This is a genomic window from Micromonospora sp. NPDC048830 (genome assembly GCF_043198215.1).
In the GTDB taxonomy this organism is placed as follows: domain Bacteria; phylum Actinomycetota; class Actinomycetes; order Mycobacteriales; family Micromonosporaceae; genus Micromonospora.
This window is the reverse complement of sequence record NZ_JBICUP010000078.1, coordinates 1-16,662: the sequence shown is the minus strand read 5'-3', so window position 1 is coordinate 16,662 and position 16,662 is coordinate 1. Positions and strand designations below refer to the sequence as shown.

The 16,662-nt window shown below is 66.9% G+C and carries 15 protein-coding genes and 1 pseudogene; 2 read left to right on the top strand and 14 right to left on the bottom strand.

Translation table 11 applies throughout. The features are described from left to right. Positions 1 to 91: 91 nt before the first annotated feature. The 5 genes and pseudogenes from ACGFIZ_RS32890 to ACGFIZ_RS32870 form a co-directional block, all read right to left on the bottom strand. Positions 92 to 496: pseudogene (locus ACGFIZ_RS32890) on the bottom strand (transposase); the annotation flags it as partial. Between the two features lie 122 nt (positions 497 to 618). Then, on the bottom strand, positions 619 to 1,449 hold the full coding sequence (locus tag ACGFIZ_RS32885) for an SDR family NAD(P)-dependent oxidoreductase (RefSeq protein WP_393426859.1): 831 nt from the start codon (positions 1,447 to 1,449) through the stop codon (positions 619 to 621). Between the two features lie 21 nt (positions 1,450 to 1,470). Beyond that, the gene (locus tag ACGFIZ_RS32880) at positions 1,471 to 1,836 is read right to left on the bottom strand and encodes a MaoC/PaaZ C-terminal domain-containing protein (RefSeq protein WP_393426856.1); all 366 of its coding nucleotides are present in this window, start codon (positions 1,834 to 1,836) and stop codon (positions 1,471 to 1,473) included. Between the two features lie 32 nt (positions 1,837 to 1,868). Further along, complete coding sequence (locus ACGFIZ_RS32875; RefSeq protein WP_393426853.1) at positions 1,869 to 2,327, bottom strand: MaoC family dehydratase N-terminal domain-containing protein; 459 nt, start codon at positions 2,325 to 2,327, stop codon at positions 1,869 to 1,871. Positions 2,328 to 2,329: 2 nt separating this feature from the next. Beyond that, on the bottom strand, positions 2,330 to 3,514 hold the full coding sequence (locus tag ACGFIZ_RS32870) for a lipid-transfer protein (protein ID WP_393426850.1): 1,185 nt from the start codon (positions 3,512 to 3,514) through the stop codon (positions 2,330 to 2,332). Positions 3,515 to 3,630: 116 nt separating this feature from the next. Between ACGFIZ_RS32870 and ACGFIZ_RS32865 the strand changes: the two genes are divergently transcribed. Beyond that, on the top strand, positions 3,631 to 5,175 hold the full coding sequence (locus ACGFIZ_RS32865) for a long-chain fatty acid--CoA ligase (RefSeq protein ID WP_393426847.1): 1,545 nt from the start codon (positions 3,631 to 3,633) through the stop codon (positions 5,173 to 5,175). 36 nt (positions 5,176 to 5,211) lie between these two features. After that, positions 5,212 to 6,411: a TetR/AcrR family transcriptional regulator gene (locus ACGFIZ_RS32860; RefSeq protein WP_393426845.1), complete on the top strand. Its 1,200-nt coding sequence runs from the start codon at positions 5,212 to 5,214 to the stop codon at positions 6,409 to 6,411. A gap of 282 nt (positions 6,412 to 6,693) precedes the next feature. Here the strand turns inward: ACGFIZ_RS32860 and ACGFIZ_RS32855 are convergent, their stop codons facing one another. From ACGFIZ_RS32855 to ACGFIZ_RS32815, 9 genes are all read right to left on the bottom strand, one after another. Beyond that, positions 6,694 to 7,113, bottom strand: coding sequence for a transposase (locus ACGFIZ_RS32855; protein ID WP_393426842.1), 420 nt, complete (start codon positions 7,111 to 7,113; stop codon positions 6,694 to 6,696). 437 nt (positions 7,114 to 7,550) lie between these two features. After that, positions 7,551 to 8,996, bottom strand: coding sequence for an aldehyde dehydrogenase (locus ACGFIZ_RS32850; protein ID WP_393426839.1), 1,446 nt, complete (start codon positions 8,994 to 8,996; stop codon positions 7,551 to 7,553). A gap of 432 nt (positions 8,997 to 9,428) precedes the next feature. After that, positions 9,429 to 10,808: an FAD-binding oxidoreductase gene (locus ACGFIZ_RS32845; protein ID WP_393426836.1), complete on the bottom strand. Its 1,380-nt coding sequence runs from the start codon at positions 10,806 to 10,808 to the stop codon at positions 9,429 to 9,431. Positions 10,809 to 10,865: 57 nt separating this feature from the next. Further along, on the bottom strand, positions 10,866 to 12,065 hold the full coding sequence (locus tag ACGFIZ_RS32840) for an epoxide hydrolase family protein (protein WP_393426833.1): 1,200 nt from the start codon (positions 12,063 to 12,065) through the stop codon (positions 10,866 to 10,868). After that, on the bottom strand, positions 12,062 to 12,955 hold the full coding sequence (locus tag ACGFIZ_RS32835; protein ID WP_393426830.1) for an amidohydrolase family protein: 894 nt from the start codon (positions 12,953 to 12,955) through the stop codon (positions 12,062 to 12,064). The genes ACGFIZ_RS32840 and ACGFIZ_RS32835 overlap by 4 nt, the downstream gene beginning before the upstream one ends. Continuing rightward, positions 12,952 to 13,953 carry an MBL fold metallo-hydrolase gene (locus ACGFIZ_RS32830; RefSeq protein WP_393426827.1) on the bottom strand — a complete coding sequence of 334 codons (1,002 nt, stop codon included), beginning with the start codon at positions 13,951 to 13,953 and terminating at the stop codon, positions 12,952 to 12,954. Before ACGFIZ_RS32830 ends, ACGFIZ_RS32835 begins: the two co-directional genes overlap by 4 nt. Continuing rightward, positions 13,950 to 14,450, bottom strand: coding sequence for a nuclear transport factor 2 family protein (locus ACGFIZ_RS32825; protein WP_393426824.1), 501 nt, complete (start codon positions 14,448 to 14,450; stop codon positions 13,950 to 13,952). Before ACGFIZ_RS32825 ends, ACGFIZ_RS32830 begins: the two co-directional genes overlap by 4 nt. Positions 14,451 to 14,478: 28 nt before the next feature. Then, positions 14,479 to 15,294, bottom strand: coding sequence for an NAD(P)-dependent oxidoreductase (locus ACGFIZ_RS32820; RefSeq protein ID WP_393426821.1), 816 nt, complete (start codon positions 15,292 to 15,294; stop codon positions 14,479 to 14,481). Between the two features lie 24 nt (positions 15,295 to 15,318). Continuing rightward, the coding region (locus ACGFIZ_RS32815; protein ID WP_393426818.1) for an MFS transporter at positions 15,319 to 16,662 on the bottom strand (1,344 nt) is incomplete at its 5' end.

The window sequence follows — 16,662 nt, the reverse complement described above, 5'->3', positions numbered from 1 at the left end:
CATAAGGGTTGTCTCGTAACCGGGCGAAGGCGTTGCCGTGCATCGGGTCCGTGCTCAGCTTGCAAGGGCGATGTTGTGCAGGTTGGCGATGCGTCCACGACGTGCGGCCGGTCTCCAGCGCGGCCACGAACGAGTACGGTCAGCCCGGACCAGCTGAGCCTGCCCCTTGCCTCCGGCGTAGACGTGGCAGAACCACCGGTCCGGGCTGGTCGGCGCGTCCGGGCGCAGCCAGTTCGATACGTCCACAGCGAGGACGATCCGCCTGTCCGCCGCCCGGGGCAGCGGCAACGCGGCCAGCCTCGCGCGGAGCCGGTCGATGTCGATCCTGCGCCCGCGTTCAACCCGTCGTACAGAACCCCGTGACCCCGACGATACTCCGCCGTCAACGTGAGATCGATCGGCTGTGCACCGGCCCGTCGGTGCACATGATCGCGTCGGTCAGCTCGAACAATGCGTCAGCCCGTCGAGGCAGGCATGCCACGACCACCGCCTTGATCTTCGTGTTCTTGCCAGGAACCGGAAGATCATCAGCGGTGGCCGTCCTCACGTCGAGCACGACACGCCGGCATCCATAAGGGACTACCAAGAACCACCATCGACCGAGGTCAAGCGAGAAGCTCAGAGCATGAATCCGCCCCCACAGATCAGGGTCTGGGCGCTGACGTAGTCGGACTCGGGGATGCACAGCAGGTACACCGCGCCGGCTGCTTCGGCGGGGGTTCCGCTCCGTCCGAGTGGGATCATCTGTTCCATCGCGGCGAGCAAACCGGGGTTGACGCCGACCTTGACCTCCTTGCCCTGCACCTGGATGGTGCTGTCGGTGTCGGCGGTGGCCTCGGTGAGCCGAGTCTTGATCAGTCCGAAGGCGACGGTGTTGACGGTGACGTTGTAGCGGCCCCACTCCTTGGCCAGCGCTTTGGTCAGGCCGGTGACGCCGGCTTTGGCAGCGGCGTAGTTGACTTGCCCGGCGTTGCCACCGAGCCCGGCGATGGACGAGATGTTGACAATCTTGCGGCACGGCACCAGCTGGCCGTTTTCCTTGGCTTGCTTGACGTAACCGCTGATGACCGGCTGCACGGCGCGCAGGATGCGGAACGGCGCCTTGAGATGCACGTCGAGGATGGCGTCCCACTGTTCGTCGGTCATCTTCTGGATGACCGCGTCCCAGGTGTAGCCAGCGTTGTTGACGATGATGTCCAGGCCGCCGAAGGAGTCGACGGCGGTCTGCACGAACCGTTCCGCGAAGCCGTCCTCGGTGACGCTGCCGGTGCACGCAATCGCCTCGCCGCCGACGGCCTTGATTGCGCCCACCGTCTCCATGGCGGGGCGTTCGTCGAGGTCGTTGACAACGACCGCGGCGCCGTCGGCGGCGAGTTTGCGGGCGATTTCGGCGCCGATGCCACGGCCGGAGCCGGTGACGATGGCGACCTTGCCGTCGAGCTTTCCCATATGTTCCGGTCCTTTCCGAGGTCAGTCGACGGCGACGGTCGCGTCACCGGTGAGGGTTGTCGTGCCGTCGGCAAGGGTGACGGCGAGTTCGATGGTGGCCAGACCGTCATCGACCGAGATGACGCGGCCGATGCAAGTGGGCCTGGCGTGCACCGGAGTGATCGCGACGAAGCGCACCCGGTAGGAGCGGATGCGCTCCTGGGGGACCCAGGCGGTAAGCAGACGCCCCAGGTAGGCCATCGAGAGCATGCCGTGGGCGAACACATCGTCGAGGCCGGCGTCGTGCGCGACGTCGAGGTCGATGTGGATCGGATTGTGGTCACCGGACGCGCCTGCGAACAGCGCGAGTGTGGCGCGCGAGATGGGCTCGAGACTCAGGTTCGGCAACTCAGTTCCTGGCTGGACGTCGGGCGGCAGAGTCACGGCTGAGCCTCCGGGTTCCGCACGACAACAGTCGCAACCGCTTCGGCGACCGGTATGCCGTCACGAATGATGTCGGTCCTCTTGATCACGAACTCCAGCGCCCCGCCCTTCTTCGTGACGACATCGACGATGCGTGGCCGCAAGGTCACCGTGTCTCCGGCGTGGACCAGGGCGTAATAGGTGAAGGATTGTTCGCCGTGAAGCACGTGCCGCAGGTCGATGCCCAGTGCGGTGAGGTAGCCGAACGGGTCGGGTGACTCCAGTTCGAGACTGAAGAAATATGTCAGTGGCACTGGCAGGTCCGGATAACCGGCGGCCTTGGCCGCGTCAGGGTCGGCGTAGACGGGGTCGGTCTGACCGACGGCCTTGGCGAAGAAAGCCAGGCGGCCACGCTCGACCGTCACCGTGATCGGTTCCAGGCGCAGGGCTCTCGCCCGCCTCACATCGATGGCCATCGTCAGGTCGCCCTCTCGTACAGGGTTACGACCGCCGCGCCGCCAAGGCCGATGTTGTGCTGGAGTGCGAGTGAAGCATCTTCGACCTGACGCGGCCCGGCGTCGCCGCGCAACTGCCACACCAGTTCGGCGCACTGCGCGAGCCCGGTCGCGCCGAGCGGGTGCCCCTTGGACAGCAGCCCCCCCGAGGGGTTGGTGACAACCCGGCCGCCATAGGTGTTGTCGCCGTCAGCGATGAACTTCTCCGCAGTGCCCTCCGGAGTCAGTCCCAGCGCCTCGTAGGACAGCACCTCGTTGGTGGTGAAGCAATCGTGCAGTTCGACGACGCGGATGTCCTCGGGGGACACCCCTGCTGCTTCGTACACCTGCCAGGCTGCCGCCTTCGACATGTCGTAGCCGACCAACTTCGTCAAGTCGCCGCCGAAGCTCGAGGGGGTGTCCGTGGTCATCGCCTGTGCGGCGATCGCGACGTCGGTTCGCAACCCGTGGCGGCGTGCGAACTCTTCGCTGGTGACGATCGCGGCGGCGGCGCCGCAGGTGGGCGGGCAACACTGCAGCCGGGTGAGCGGACCGAAGATCGGCGGTGAGGCGAGGACCTCCTCAACTGTCACCTGGTCGGTGAACACCGCGAAGGGGTTGTTGGCGGCGTGCCTGCGGGCTTTCACCGAGATCTGCGCGAACACCGCCGGGTCCATTCCGTACCGGTCGCAGTAGGCCGCGCCGGCTGCGCCGAAGAAGCGCGGCGCCATCGGCGCGCTCGCAGCGTCAACCTGCGTCGAGGTGATCACCGCGTCCAGCCGCGCGAACGCACTCGGCCGGTCGTCCCAATGCTCCTTGAGGGCCCCGCGCTGCATCTGCTCGAACCCGAACGCGAGCACGCAGTCCGCCGCGCCGGACGAGACCGCCTGCCGGGCCAAGAACAGCGCCGAGGACCCGGTGGAGCAGTTGTTGTTCACGTTGACCACGGGCAGACCGGTCATTCCCACCCGGTAGAGCGCGTTCTGGCCGCTGGTCGAGTCGCCATACACATACCCTGCGTAGGCCTGCTGCACGCGCGCGAGGTCGATGCCCGCATCAGCCAGGGCGGCCTTGATGGCCCCCTCGGCCAGCACGTCGTACGTGGCGCTCCTGCTCGGCGTCGCGAACGGCACCATGCCGACACCCGCGACTGTCACCTTCTGACCCATTCCGCCTCCGACAACTATCGACGATTCACTTAGTATCGCCATGGGCTTGACTTGCAGGCGATACCGGGCCATTGTAATCCGCAACACACTCTTGGCGGTTCACAGATGGAGTGCACATGTACGTAACGCAGGGTTTGCACCGCGCCGTCCAGCAGAACCCCGACGGGGTGGCGGTGATCTTCGGCGAGCGACGGCGAACGTTCCGCGAGCTCGCCGATCGGGTGGCCCGGTTCGCCGGCGTCCTGCGGACGCTTGGCGTACACGACGGTGACCGGGTCGCGATGCTCTCGCTGAACTCCGATCGCTATCACGAGTACCTGCTCGCGGTGCCGTGGGCGAACGCGGTGCTCAACCCGGTCAACATCCGGTGGAGCCCCGCAGAGATCGCCTATTCCCTCCGTGACTCCGGGACCCGGGTGCTGGTGGTCGACGACGCGTTCGCCGCGGCGCTACCCGAGCTGCGGCGGGAGTGCCCGGAGCTGGCCACCGTGATCCACGCCGGTGACGGCCCCACACCGGCGGGCGCGCTGTCGTACGAGGAGCTGATCTCCGCCACCGGCCCGGTGGACGACGCCCGCCGGGGCGGGGATGAGCTGGCCGGGCTGTTCTACACGGGCGGCACCACCGGCCACCCCAAGGGAGTGATGCTCTCTCACACCAATCTGGCGGTCTCCGCATTCGGAGTCATGTCGACCGGACACTGGCTGACCATCGGAGGCCGCTACCTGCACGCCGCGCCGATGTTCCACCTCGCCGACCTCGCGGCCTGGAACGCCACGACACTCACGGGCGGCACCCATGTGATCATCCCGTCGTTCACCCCTGTCGCCACGATGACCGCGATCGCCGAGCACCAGGTCACCGACATCCTGCTGGTGCCGGTGATGATCCAGATGCTCATCGATCATCCCGAGATCAGCGAGTACGAGCTCGGCAGCCTGCGCCGCCTCATCTACGGCGCGTCACCCATTCCGCAGTCCGTGCTGGAACGTGCGATGAAGACCTTCCGCAACGCCTCGTTCACACAGGCCTACGGCATGACCGAACTGTCCCCGGTCGCCACCCTGCTCTCTCCTGACGACCACCAGAAGAGCGAGTTGCTGCGTGCTGCCGGCCGGGCGGCACCGCACTGCGATGTCCGCATCGTCGACGTCGACGACAACGAGGTTCCTCGCGGCACTGTCGGCGAGATCGTCGCCCGCGGCGGCCACGTGATGCTCGGGTACTGGAACCGCCCCGAGGAGACGGCCACGGCCCTGCGCGACGGTTGGATGCACACCGGCGACGGCGGTTATATGGACGAGGCCGGCTATGTGTTCGTCGTAGACCGGATCAAGGACATGATCGTCACCGGCGGGGAGAACGTGTACTCCGCCGAGGTGGAGAACGCCCTGGCAGCCCATCCGGCTGTCGAGTCCTGCGCCGTGATCGGCGTACCGGACCAGGAATGGGGCGAACGTGTGCATGCCGTCGTCGTCCTCAGCCTCGGCCACGAGGCCACCGCGGAGGATCTACGCGCCCACGTCAAGAGCCTCATCGCCGGCTACAAGGCGCCTCGCAGCGTCGAGTTCGTCGACGCGCTCCCCGTGTCCGGCGCAGGCAAGATCCTCAAACGTAAACTCCGCAAGAAGTACTGGGGCACCGACCGTCAGGTCCACTGACCGGCCGCCGGCCTCGTCGATCTGGAGAATGGCACCGTGACGCTCCCAACCGGCCACGTTACCCCCGCGCGACGACGCCCGAGTGACCGCAGACGGCAGATCCTGGCCGCCGCGGCCCGCCAGTTCTGGAGCGTCGGCTACAACCAGGCGTCCATGGCCGACATCGCTGCTGCCGTCGGCATCGGCGCCAGCGCGCTCTACCGTCACTTCCGTGGCAAGCAAGACCTCCTGGTCGCCGTCCTCGACGAGACGCTCGTCCAGCTCGAGGAGGCAGCGTCCACCGCCGAGGATCTTGTCGGCACAACCCGCAAACTCGCGGGCATTGCAGTGGAACGGCGCGAGTTCGGAGCGCTCTGGGACCGAGACGCCGCACACCTGCCCGACAACGAACGCAGGAGGGTGCGCGAGCGGTTGCGGGCTGTCGTCACAGGCACCGCGGAGTTCGTCGCCACCGAACTCGGTATCCCATCCGACGACGCCCGGCTGCGTACACACGCGCTCTATGCAGTGCTGGCCAGCCCATCCCGCCACCATGCCGAGCTCGACTCTCCGAACTTCGAAAACCTGCTGGTAAACGCCGCATCGTCCACATTGCACGTCCGAACAGCCCTCGCCGCCGAACCGTCCTCGCGACGCACCGTTCGCGGCAACGCACCACAACTCCCCGCATCCCGCCGCGAAGCCATCCTGGCCACGTCGATTCGCCTGTTCGGCGAATACGGCTACCCTTCGGTCGGCCTCACCGATATCGGAACTGCGACCGGAATCGCGGGCCCGAGCATCTACAACCATTTCGCGAGCAAGACCGAAATCCTGGTCGCTGCCCTCACCCGCGGCAACGAAGCACTCTGGCTTGCCCTCCACCACGCACTCGCCGTCGCCAACAGCGCCCAGGACGCCCTCGACCGCCTACTGGACAGTTATGTCGCCTTCGCTGCGGAGAACCCCTCCGTCATCTCCGTACTCATCTCCGAAGTCATCAACCTCCCAGCCGAACACCGCGACTCCTACCATCACCACCAAAAAGCCTACGTCCACGAATGGGTCAGCCTGCTGCGCCAGTCGAGGCCCGAAATCCACGAGGCACAGGCCAGAATCCTCGTCCACGCCACGCTCGCACTGGTCAACGATCTCGTTCGAATACGTGGATTCCAGCGGCGCAGCAACCTCACAGCCGAAATCGCGGCTCTTGGCCGCTCCGTATTGAGAACCTCCGCCCCGGAACCCGGCCGCTGACCGCAGTAGGATGACCGGCGACACCGGGATCGTCCAGTCTCCGCCGCCCTGTCCGCGCCGGACGAACTGATGGCGCCAAGTTCGGTGCGGAACCCGCTGGCATCACTTGGAGTAGCCTAGCCTCGATGATTCGTGCGTGACACCGGTTCCTTCCGGCCCGGCAGGGCCGACCGTTGTTCATCGATATAATTTCGGTTCCGGGCATGGCGGCGGGCGGTCTGTCGCGGCGGGCAGGCGTGGCCTCCGGGGGTCCTCCGGTCGTTGGGACAGCGGCTGAGCTGGTCAGCCGGCGGGGGGCGGGATGGCCGCGATCCGGTTGAACGCGGCGGTGATCTGTTCGACCCAGGGCCAGGTGACGGGGATGCGCAGCCAGCGGCCGCGTTGGCCGCGCACGAGGCGGGCGGCGGTGTGCAGAATGTGGTAGCGCAGCGACTTCGGCTCAGCCTTGGCCAGGTCGCCGCCGAGGCCGCCGATCTGGAGCCACGCGATCAGATCGACCGCGATCGCGGCAGGGGCGTACCAGGCCTGGTTGATGGCGCACTCGCGCGACGGGCGTGGGCCATGGTGGCGGGCCTTCAGCCACTGCAGCGCCCCCACCTGCGTGTTGGTGACGAAAGCGGTGTAGCGGCAGCCGTCGCGTTCCTCGAACAGCGTCGGCTGGGCGCCGGGATGGGGGCGTTCCCGACGGACGATGACCGGCATCCCGGCCGCTGCCAGCGCCAGCCGAAGCACCCAGCGGTCGAGGGCGACACATTGCCACTTCAGGCCAGCGATCTCACCTCGTAGCGTTCCTCAGCCGTGTATTGATCATCGGAGCGGTCCCGGCGTGGACATGGCAGCGGGCCCGGGGTCGAGGGTGTGGAAGACGTAGGGCTCGCGTTGCTCGCGTTGACGGTCACCGCCCCATCGCTGCGATCGTCGTGCACCGACGACAACGGCCGCCGGCCCGAACCTCACTCCCCGGCCCGAATGGTGCGCGACAATCCGTCACCGATCAACCCGCTGAATAGATCGCGAAGTACGGGCTTGACGACCGGCGTAAAACAAGAACGGCCGGAGGGTGAGGTACAAGCCGGAGGAACGCCCAGCAGCGCCGGATCGAGGTCGAGCACGTAGGCCGCTACGCCCGAAGTGACAAGTCAGGCGTAGATGGTCTTGAGCGTCTGGTAGGCGCCCAACCCTTCGGGACCGAGCTCACGGCCGATGCCGCTAGCCTTCACACCCCCGAACGGAGATCCAGGGTCGGGGAAGTACCGGTTCAGACCAACCGTGCCCGTCCGCATGCGTTCTGCGATACTGCGGCCCCGGTCGGGGTCCGTGGTCCAGACGGTACCGCCGAGCCCGTACGAGCAGTCGTTGGCGATGCGTACGGCATCGTCCGTGTCCTCATAGCGAATGATGGACAAAACCGGACCGAAGATCTCCTCCTGCGCAACCTTGAAGCGGTTGTCCACATCAGCGAGGATGGTCGGCTCCACGAACCAACCCCGATCCCTACCCGCCGGCCGCCCGCCGCCGGCCACGAGCCGTGCGCCATCCCCGAGACTGCTTGCGATGAACCCCTCAACCCGGTCGCGATGCTGCTCGCTAACCACAGGTCCGATCTGCGTGCCCGGGTCGAGGGCGTCGCCCACGGCGAGCGAGGACACGAATGTTTCGAACAGGTCGACCACCTCGTCGTAACGAGAACTGGGCGCAAGAATCCGCGTGCACAGATAACACGTTTGACCGTTGTTCAACAGAGTCGCGGCGAACAGGCTCTCGCCGATGTTCTCAAGGTCCAGGTCGGCGTCGTCGAGGATGATCGCCGCCGACTTGCCACCCAGTTCGAGGGTCACAGGTCGCAGCAACCGCCCGCACACCTCGGCGATCTGCCGCCCCGCAGCAGTGGAACCGGTGAAGGAGACCTTGTCGATCCCAGGATGCTGAACGAGGTACCGGCCAATCTCGCGCCCGGCGGGAACGATGTTTATCACACCGGGCGGGATGTCCGATGCTTCGATCGCTTCGGAAAGTAGAACGGAGTCGAGAACCGTCTCCGGAGACGGTTTGAGCACGATCGTGCACCCTGCGGCGAGAGCAGGAGCGTACTTGAACGCCGCAAGCGACTGCGGGAAGTTCCATGGAGCGATGGCTGCGACTACGCCGGCCGGCTCCTTTTTGATGATGCTGGTACCGCCAAACAGGTGCGGCCGTTCCTCCTGCAGCGGAGTACTGCGAATCAATTCGGCGAAGTACCGGGTCAGGATCACCGCGAACTGAGATTCGATCTGCTCTGAGATAGTGATTGGCATCCCGTTCTGGGAACTCACGAGATGTGCAAATTCCTTTCCACGGGCTTCGAACTGAACGGCCAGGCTCTCCATTGCCGCTGCCCGGTCAGCGGGTGACCACGAGGCCCAGCCAGATGGATCGTCGAATGCCGTGCGAGCGGCAGCTACCGCGAGGTCGACATCGAGTTCCTTGGCCTCGGGAACGCGCCCCAAGGCTTCCCCGGTGCTGGCCGAACTGACCGCGATAGTGTCGTCACTGCTGGGTTTCACCCAGCGGCCGCCGATGAACAGGTGGTCGTTGTTGACTGTCATGGTGGGCCTCCACGGCTAGGTCTCGTTTGCGACGACAAAGCACTTGTCGGCACTGCTACATGTGGCTCGGCCGATCTCGCCACGGTTACGTGACCGGACCACGGCACGCCGAAAGCAGACACTTGGCCCGACGATCAACACCAGTCCTGCTCTGGTCTTGGCTTTCCGGCCAGCCCACCGCGTTCGGGCCGCACCCGCGGGCAGGTCGCGAGGCGGAACATGCCGCCTCTTAGTTGCACTTCAGTCCAACTACCTGTGACTCTAGGTTCGCTCGATCACGCGGTCAAGAGCGAGTTTGCAATTGCAGCCACGATGGGCGCGGTCTCCTGTCAAAACCCGGAAAGTGAGCCGTCCCAAACCATTCCACGGCAGGCCAGGTCGCGACTTCGAAGGACAAACGTCCGGCGCTTCCCGGTTACTGCGCCTGCCCGGTCATGCTGCCGTGATGACGTTTCCGGGATTCATGGTGCCGTGCGGGTCGAAGGTGGCTTTCACCGCTCGATGCAGTGCCAGCGCGACGGCGTCACTCTCGCGGGCGAGCCACGCTGTCTTCAACCGGCCGACGCCGTGCTCACCGGTCACCGTCCCACCGAGCGCCAGCGCTGCGGCCGTGATGTCTGCGAAGGCTCTGACCGCCGCGTCCCGGCTGTCCGCGTCGGCGCGGTCGTAAATGATCGTCGGGTGGAGGTTGCCTTCGCCGGCGTGTCCGAAGACTCCGATCCGAAGCTTGTGAGCCGAGGCGATCCGCTGGACCTCGGCGATGAGCGGAGCAACGGACGAGCGAGGTACGGCCACGTCGTCGAGCATCGGATCGCCGAGTCTCTCCAGCGCGGGGAAGGCGCTCCGTCGCGCGGCCAGCAACAGGTCGGCCTCGGCCGGATCGGTGCTGACGAAGGTTTCGGTCGCGTCGTAGCTGGAGCAGATCGTGGAAGCTTCACCAAGGATCTCGTCGGCGTCCGGCTCGTCGGTCTGGATGACCAATAGCGCGGCGATGTCCGTGAGGCCCATCCGGGTAAGGTCCTCGACTGCCTGCACCGTTGTTTTGTCCATGATTTCCAGCATGGACAGGCGGAGTCCCGCGCGTCCCAATGCGACGACTGCGTTTCCTGCCGCTTCCAGCGTGTCGAAGGGTGCGACAAGCGTCGACGGAACCCGGGCTCGGGGCAGGAGTCTGACCGTGATCTCCGTTATGACGCCAAGAGTCCCTTCCGATCCGACGAACAGCCGGGTCAGGTCATACCCTGCGACACCTTTGACGGTGCGCCTGCCGACCCGGGTCACGCGGCCGTCGGCGAGGACCACCTCGAGACCGAGCACGTAGTCGCCGGTGACCCCGTACTTGAGGCAGCACATCCCGCCGGCGTTCGTCGCCACGTTGCCGCCGATCGTGCACGAGTCCACGCTGCCCGGATCGGGTGGGTAGAACAGTCCGGATCCCGCGACGCGCTCGCGGAGGTGCCCTGTCACGACCCCCGGTTGGACGACGGCGAGTCGCTCGATGGAGTTGATCTCGAGGATCTTGTTCATCCGGTGCAGGCTGACCACCACTGAACCGTCGGGCGCGTTCGCGCCTCCGCTCAGGCCGGTGCCGGCGCCGCGGGGTACCACGGCGAGGCCGTGGCGGTACGCGACGGTGAGGCAGGCGGAGACCTCGGCCGTCGTGCGTGGCGCGAGCATCATCATCGGTGCGCCCACGGGGGTGAAGTGTGAGAGATCGCGGGCCCGGCTCGCGACGATGTCCGCATCGAGTTCGACGATGTCAGCCGGGAGCAGGGCAGCGAGATCTCGTAACACAGGTGTCGGGGCGGTCAAGAGCGAACCTCCGGAAGGGATGTCTCGTCGCGGTTCGCCGACCTGGCTGTGCTGTGCTCAGTTCGGGGCATGGCTGAAAGCGGCGCGGAGTTCGGCGACGAAGGCGTTGGGCACCTCGAGCATCGGGAAGTGACCGCCCTTGTCGAGGACATTCCAATAGCGTAGGTCGGTGTAGCGGGCCTCGACCCATTCGCGGGGAAGCTTGCGCAGCTCCTTCGGGAAGACCGAGACCCCGCAGGGCACGGTGACCGGGGTGGTCATGTCCAGCCCTGGCTGGCTCATTGTCGCGCCGCCGGCGTTTTCCCAGTACAGGCGGGCCGAGGAGGCACCCGTTGCGCTGAACCAGTACGTTGCCACGTTGTCGAGGAGCCTGCTGCGGGAGACAGCGTTCTCCGGGTGTCCATCGCAGTCGGCCGCATCGTGGAACTTCTCGACGATCCAGGCGAGCAGGGCGACGGGAGAGTCCACGAATCCGTACCCGACCGTCTGCGGGCGGGTGGACTGGATAGCGGCATAGCCCATTCCGGTACGGCGGAACTGCTGCTCCTCGTCCAGCCAGCGACGCTCGATCGGGGTCAGCCGGTCGTCGTCGAATCCGTCGGGGCGAACGGCGTGCGGGACGGTTGTGTGCATCATGGCGACGCGGTCCGGGTGCCGCAGGGCCAGGGTGATGGTGATCATCGCCCCCCAGTCACCACCCTGCGCCAGGAACCGGGGGTATCCGAGCCGGGTCATCAGTTCCGCCCACGCGTCGGCGATCCGGTCGAGCCCCCAGCCCGTGGACGTGGGCTTGCCGGAGAAACCGTATCCGGGCAGCGACGGGAGAACCACGTGGAAGGCGGGTTCGCCGGCGGGCGGATCGACGAGCCCGGGCAGGACGTCGAGGGCCTCGACGACCGAACCCGGCCAGCCGTGGCTGATCAGCAGTGGACGCGCGTCTTCCCGACGCGATCGAACGTGCAGGAAGTGGACGCTGAGGCCGTCGATCTCGGTGCGGAACTGACCGTGTCCATTGAGCTCCGCTTCCAGCCTGCGCCAGTCGTGGTCCTCCAGCCACGACCGGCGGAGTTCTCGGACGTAGTCCAGGGGAATCCCTTGTGCCCACCCGCTGTCGCCAGGCCGGCCAGCGACGGTCTCCGGTTCGGGCAGCCGTGCGCGGCGCAGGCGCTCGCGTAGGTCGTCCAGTTGTTCATCCGGCAGCGCAAGCACGAACGGTGTCACGGCGGTGGTATCGGTCGTCTCGCTGGGGGTTGTCACGTTGTGCTCCTCACCGGGCTAGATTGCGGCAACCGGTAGCAGGCTGCGGCCGTGCGGTACAGCACGTTTTCGATGTCCGAGTCCGGTCGCCCGGCCACGGCGTCGAGGGTGGCGCGGTAGGTGTCCCGGTAGTTTCCGGCGACGAGGGCGACCGGCCAGTTGCCGCCGTACATCACTCGGTGCGAGCCGAACGCGTCCAGGACCAGGTCGATATAGGGCTGGATGTCCGTCGCGAGTGTCCTGCGGACGAAGGTCGCCCAGCCCGAGTACTTGACGTAGACGTTCGGCAGGACGGCGAGCCGGCGCATCGAGGCGGCCCAGGTCGCGAAGGCCGAATGGTCCCCGAGTCGCGGCTTACCGAGGTGGTCGATGACGATGGTGAGCTCGGGCAGCCGCTCGGCGATCGCGACCGCGAGGGGAAGTTCGCGGTCGTCCTTGAAATGCAGGTCGAGAGGCAGCCCGCGATCGGAGACGACCCGGCAGGAGTCGATCACACGCGGGTCCGCGAGCACGTCGCCGTCGGGCGGCCAGTGGTGGTTGTTCCGGATACCCACGAGCCGGTCGGCCCCGGGGATGCCGGTGAAGGAGTCGAGGTCGCGGGCGGTGGCCGCAGGCGACGTGAGCGTCGCCCAGCCGACCACCCCCCGGACGCTCGGCTCGGTGGCCGCGAGCGCGAGCAGTTGCCGGGTCTCCAGGACATTGGTGCCGGCCTGGACGAGGATCAACTCCGCCACCCCGGCCTGGTCCAGCTCCTCGCGCAACTCGGCGAAGGAGAAGTCTCTGCGCACGGGTTCCCACCACGAGGGCCGATCGCCGAGCCAGGACATCCACGGGGAGTCGGTCCGCCAGACGTGCAGGTGGGTGTCGATGACCCGGGCGGGCGCGGTCATGCGCCCGCCAGCGGTGCCGAGTGGGTGTGCCCGCATCCGGCGCCGCCGATCCAGTCTCCGTCGTCATCGGCGAGCACCACCTCGAGGGCCTCCGGAGGCGGAACAGCCGGAAACTCCGGATCCAGCTCTCGGTATACGGCCAGGATGTTCTGGTAGGCCCGGGAGGCGTGCGGCCATCGGGCGTAGGGGCCCAGGTCGAGCGCCGAGTAGGCCTCGGCAGGCGTCTTCCCGGCTCGGTACGCACCGGTCGCGAACTCCAGGAGGAACTCGAAGTAGTTCCGCACGATCATCACGTCCGCCGGCCGCACGACCGGCCCGTGACCGGGCACCACCACACGCGGGTCGCATTCGAGGATGCGGTCGAGCGCTGCGATGCAGCGGGTGACGGGTCCGGCCCAGACGATCGGCGTGGACTCGGTGAACAGCACGTCGCCGGCGTACACCACTCCGGCGGAGGGCACGTGCACGATCGTGTCTCCGCGGGTGTGGGCGGGACCGACCTCGACGAGTTCGGCCACCCGGCCGCCGACGAGCAGCTGCTTGCTCCGGGAGAACGACTCCGTCGGCAGGACCGGACGCCAGCCGATGAAGTCGAACGTGGCGATCCGCCAGCCGATGAACCGGCCGAATGCGGTGTCGTCGCGTGCCAGTTCAGCCATGCGGTCAGGCTCGAGCCACATCGCCTTCATCTCGCCGACCGTCGCTTCTGACGCGATGATGCGAGCGCCTTCGTACAGCAGGTTGCCGTTCCAGTGGTCACCGTCGGAGTGGGTGTTGACCACGGTCGTCACCGCCCTGTGGCCGGCGACGCCGTCGACCGCGGCGCGCAGCGCGGTTCCCAGCGCCATGTCGTTCTGCGTGTCGACGACCAGCACCTCATCCGTGCCGAGGACCACACCGGAGTTGGCGTAGCCCCATCCGCCGGGCGGCTCAAGCCAGGCGTGGCAGCCGCCGCCGAGGTCGTGGAGGCCACGGGTGAAGGGAGGGAAATCGGTCACGCCGTCACCGCCGGTCCGGGGTACTCATACTCGCCCTGAAACCGGACGGTCACCGCCCGCTGGTGGATGAGCCAGCGGCCGTCGACGCGGCGCAGCCTCAGGTCATAGCGGCCGGCGAGGAACGTCGTCCGGGCGCGTCCATCCTCGGTCCGGACCGCCACGGCGTGCAGGTCGGCCTCGCAGGTGGCCTCGTCGCCGTCGATGTCGATCAGGTGGTTGAACACCATGTGCTGTCCCGCGTCGTACTTCTTCAGCTCGGCGAAGTAGAGGTCGGCGAGCTCCGCGGCCGGGATCTCCTTGGGCTGCCAGCCTTCCAGCACGGCGGACCGGGTGAGCAGGACGGTGTCGGTGAAACAACTGACGTAGGCCTCGCGATCGCGGTCGTCCTGCGCACGGGCCAGCCGCGAGAGCGTCTTGAGGATATCCAGCTCGTCCCGGGTCCTGCGGAGTTGGACGAGATCCGCGGCGCCGGTAGCGTCACTGGGTGATCCGGTCACGGCAACCTCCTTTGAGTCGGGAGCGGGGTCACGGGAGGTCGTGCTCGCCGAGGAAACGGATGACGGGTAGGTCGACGCCCATCTCCTCGGCTGCCTCCAGGCAGTTGCGACGGTCCTTGCGCGCCATGTCGATCATCGCGGCGGAACTCGGGTCGTCGATGTAGCGCTGGGCGTAACCGCTGTAGATCGGACCGGGGAACAGGGTGTCGATCAGCAGTTCCTTGGCCAGCTGCTCGTCGATGCCGCCGGCCTTCAGGAACTGGAACATCTCCCGCAGCATCTCGACGGTCGTGTGGATCAGGCTGTTGCCAATGGTCTTGACCAGCATCGCCTGTGCGGGCTCGTCCCCGATCCAACGTGGCGCCCCGAGCACGGACAGCAGAGCCTCGACCTCGGCATAGGCGGTGGCCGGGCCCGAACAGTTGATGAGCAGTTCGGCCGCCTCCGCCGCCTCCGGCCTGCCGAAGACCGACGCCGCCAGCAGGTGCTGCCCCCGAGCCTGGTGGGCGGCGGCGAGCTCGCGGGCCAGCGCGGGTGACACGGACGCCATCACGACGTGGATACCGCCAGGCGGAAGCGCTTCGAGAAGACCGCCGGCGCCGAGGGTGACCTCGCGGGTCCCGTCGTCGTCGAAGACGATGCTGATTACGACCCGTGCGGATGCGACCTCGGCCAGCTTGTCCGCGGCCGTGCCGCCACCGGCAGCGAACTCTTCGACCGCGCCGGGGCGCTGGTCCCAGCCGACGACTTTCCGGCCGGAGGCCAGGAAATGGCGAGCCATCACCGAGCCCATGTGGCCGAGCCCGACCAGCCCGACTGCCGACCGCGACTGTGTTGTGCTCACAACGCATTCCTTTCGTTCTGAGATTTAGGAATCCGAGGCTCGCGCGGCGACCGGCTGTGTAGTCGGCAATTGTGTCGATGCCGACTCGGCGTCGACGGGGAAGCGTGGTGCGGTGAGCAGCAGCACGGCCGCGATCATGAGTAGTCCAATGGAGATCACGAGCGCGAGTTGATAGCTGCCCGTCGCGTCGCGAAGCGCAGTGATCAGCAGCGGGCTCGATCCGACCCCGACCATGAACACCGCATAGAATACGCTGAACATCCGGCTGTAGTGGCGGATCGGGTAGTAGCGCGACGTCAGGTTGCCTGCGAGGTCGACCTCCGCGCCGAGGGCGAGCCCGGCGGCGATCGCGGCGGCAGACCCGAACGCGGGGCCGCCAAGCAGCAGAGCAAGCAGTCCTGCAGCCGAAAGAGCGAGGACGGCGGCACCGACACGTGGCGCAAAGAACCGGTCCACCAGCAGGCCGACTGCAATTCGGCTCACGATCAGGGCCAGCCCGATCAGACCAGCGGTACGAGCGGCGTCAGCGGCGGAGACGCCGGCGTCTCTCAGTAGCGAGACGAGGAACAGGCCGATCCAGCCCACTCCGATGGACAACAGCAGGAAGGCTACCGCCAAGCGTGCGAAGAGCGCCTGGCGCAGCAGAGGAAAGATGCTCGATCCGGACTTCGCCGGCAGAGCCTGCGGGGGATGCGGCTGCGAGCGAGTCCGAGGCATCAACACCAGGACCACGAGCGCGCAGACGAGAACAGCCACCCCGATCACCCGGTATCCGAGCCGCCAGTGCTGGGCGAGCAGTGTGCCGAGCAGTTCGGGAATGAGGAAGGCGACCAGCCCTGCGCCGCTCAGCGAGATCCCCAGCGCAATACCACGAGCCCGGTCGAACCGTTCGTTGACCGCACGCGTGAACGACACCGCCGTCGAGGGGGAACCCAACAGGTACATCAGTCCGTAGAGGATGAAGTACACCGTGAACGACGGCCCGCTTGCCGAGAGCACGAAATAGCTGACACCCAGCACGCCCATGCCGAAGACCGACGGCCACCGCACGCCCCAGCGATCGACGAGAAAGCCGACGACAGGGGCCGTCACGATCAGCACGATGGAAGCAAGCAGCTGCAACGACGACAGCTGAGCGCGGCTCCAGCCGAACTCGGATCCAAGCGCGGCCACCACGAGCCCGTTCGTGTAGGCGGGAACGATGGCGATGCCGACGCCGATCCCGATCGTGGCAGCGGTCAAGGCGCGCCAACCGCGCCGAAACTCCATGAAAGCACCGTTGTCCACCACGTTGGGAACCCCCTTCCAGAAGAAACTTGGATCCAGGTCCAAGGTTCCCCGGATGGTAGCCCGCTCCCCCAGACTCAA

Excerpts from the sequence above, each read along its gene's own strand:
- ACGFIZ_RS32875 (WP_393426853.1), bottom strand. The coding sequence starts at position 2,327 with ATGGCCATCGATGTGAGGCGGGCGAGAGCCCTGCGCCTGGAACCGATC.
- ACGFIZ_RS32835 (WP_393426830.1), bottom strand. The coding sequence starts at position 12,955 with ATGACCGCGCCCGCCCGGGTCATCGACACCCACCTGCACGTCTGGCGG.
- ACGFIZ_RS32855 (WP_393426842.1), bottom strand. The coding sequence starts at position 7,113 with ATGCCGGTCATCGTCCGTCGGGAACGCCCCCATCCCGGCGCCCAGCCG.
- ACGFIZ_RS32865 (WP_393426847.1), top strand. The coding sequence starts at position 3,631 with ATGTACGTAACGCAGGGTTTGCACCGCGCCGTCCAGCAGAACCCCGAC.
- ACGFIZ_RS32850 (WP_393426839.1), bottom strand. The coding sequence starts at position 8,996 with ATGACAGTCAACAACGACCACCTGTTCATCGGCGGCCGCTGGGTGAAA.
- ACGFIZ_RS32870 (WP_393426850.1), bottom strand. The coding sequence starts at position 3,514 with ATGGGTCAGAAGGTGACAGTCGCGGGTGTCGGCATGGTGCCGTTCGCG.
- ACGFIZ_RS32885 (WP_393426859.1), bottom strand. The coding sequence starts at position 1,449 with ATGGGAAAGCTCGACGGCAAGGTCGCCATCGTCACCGGCTCCGGCCGT.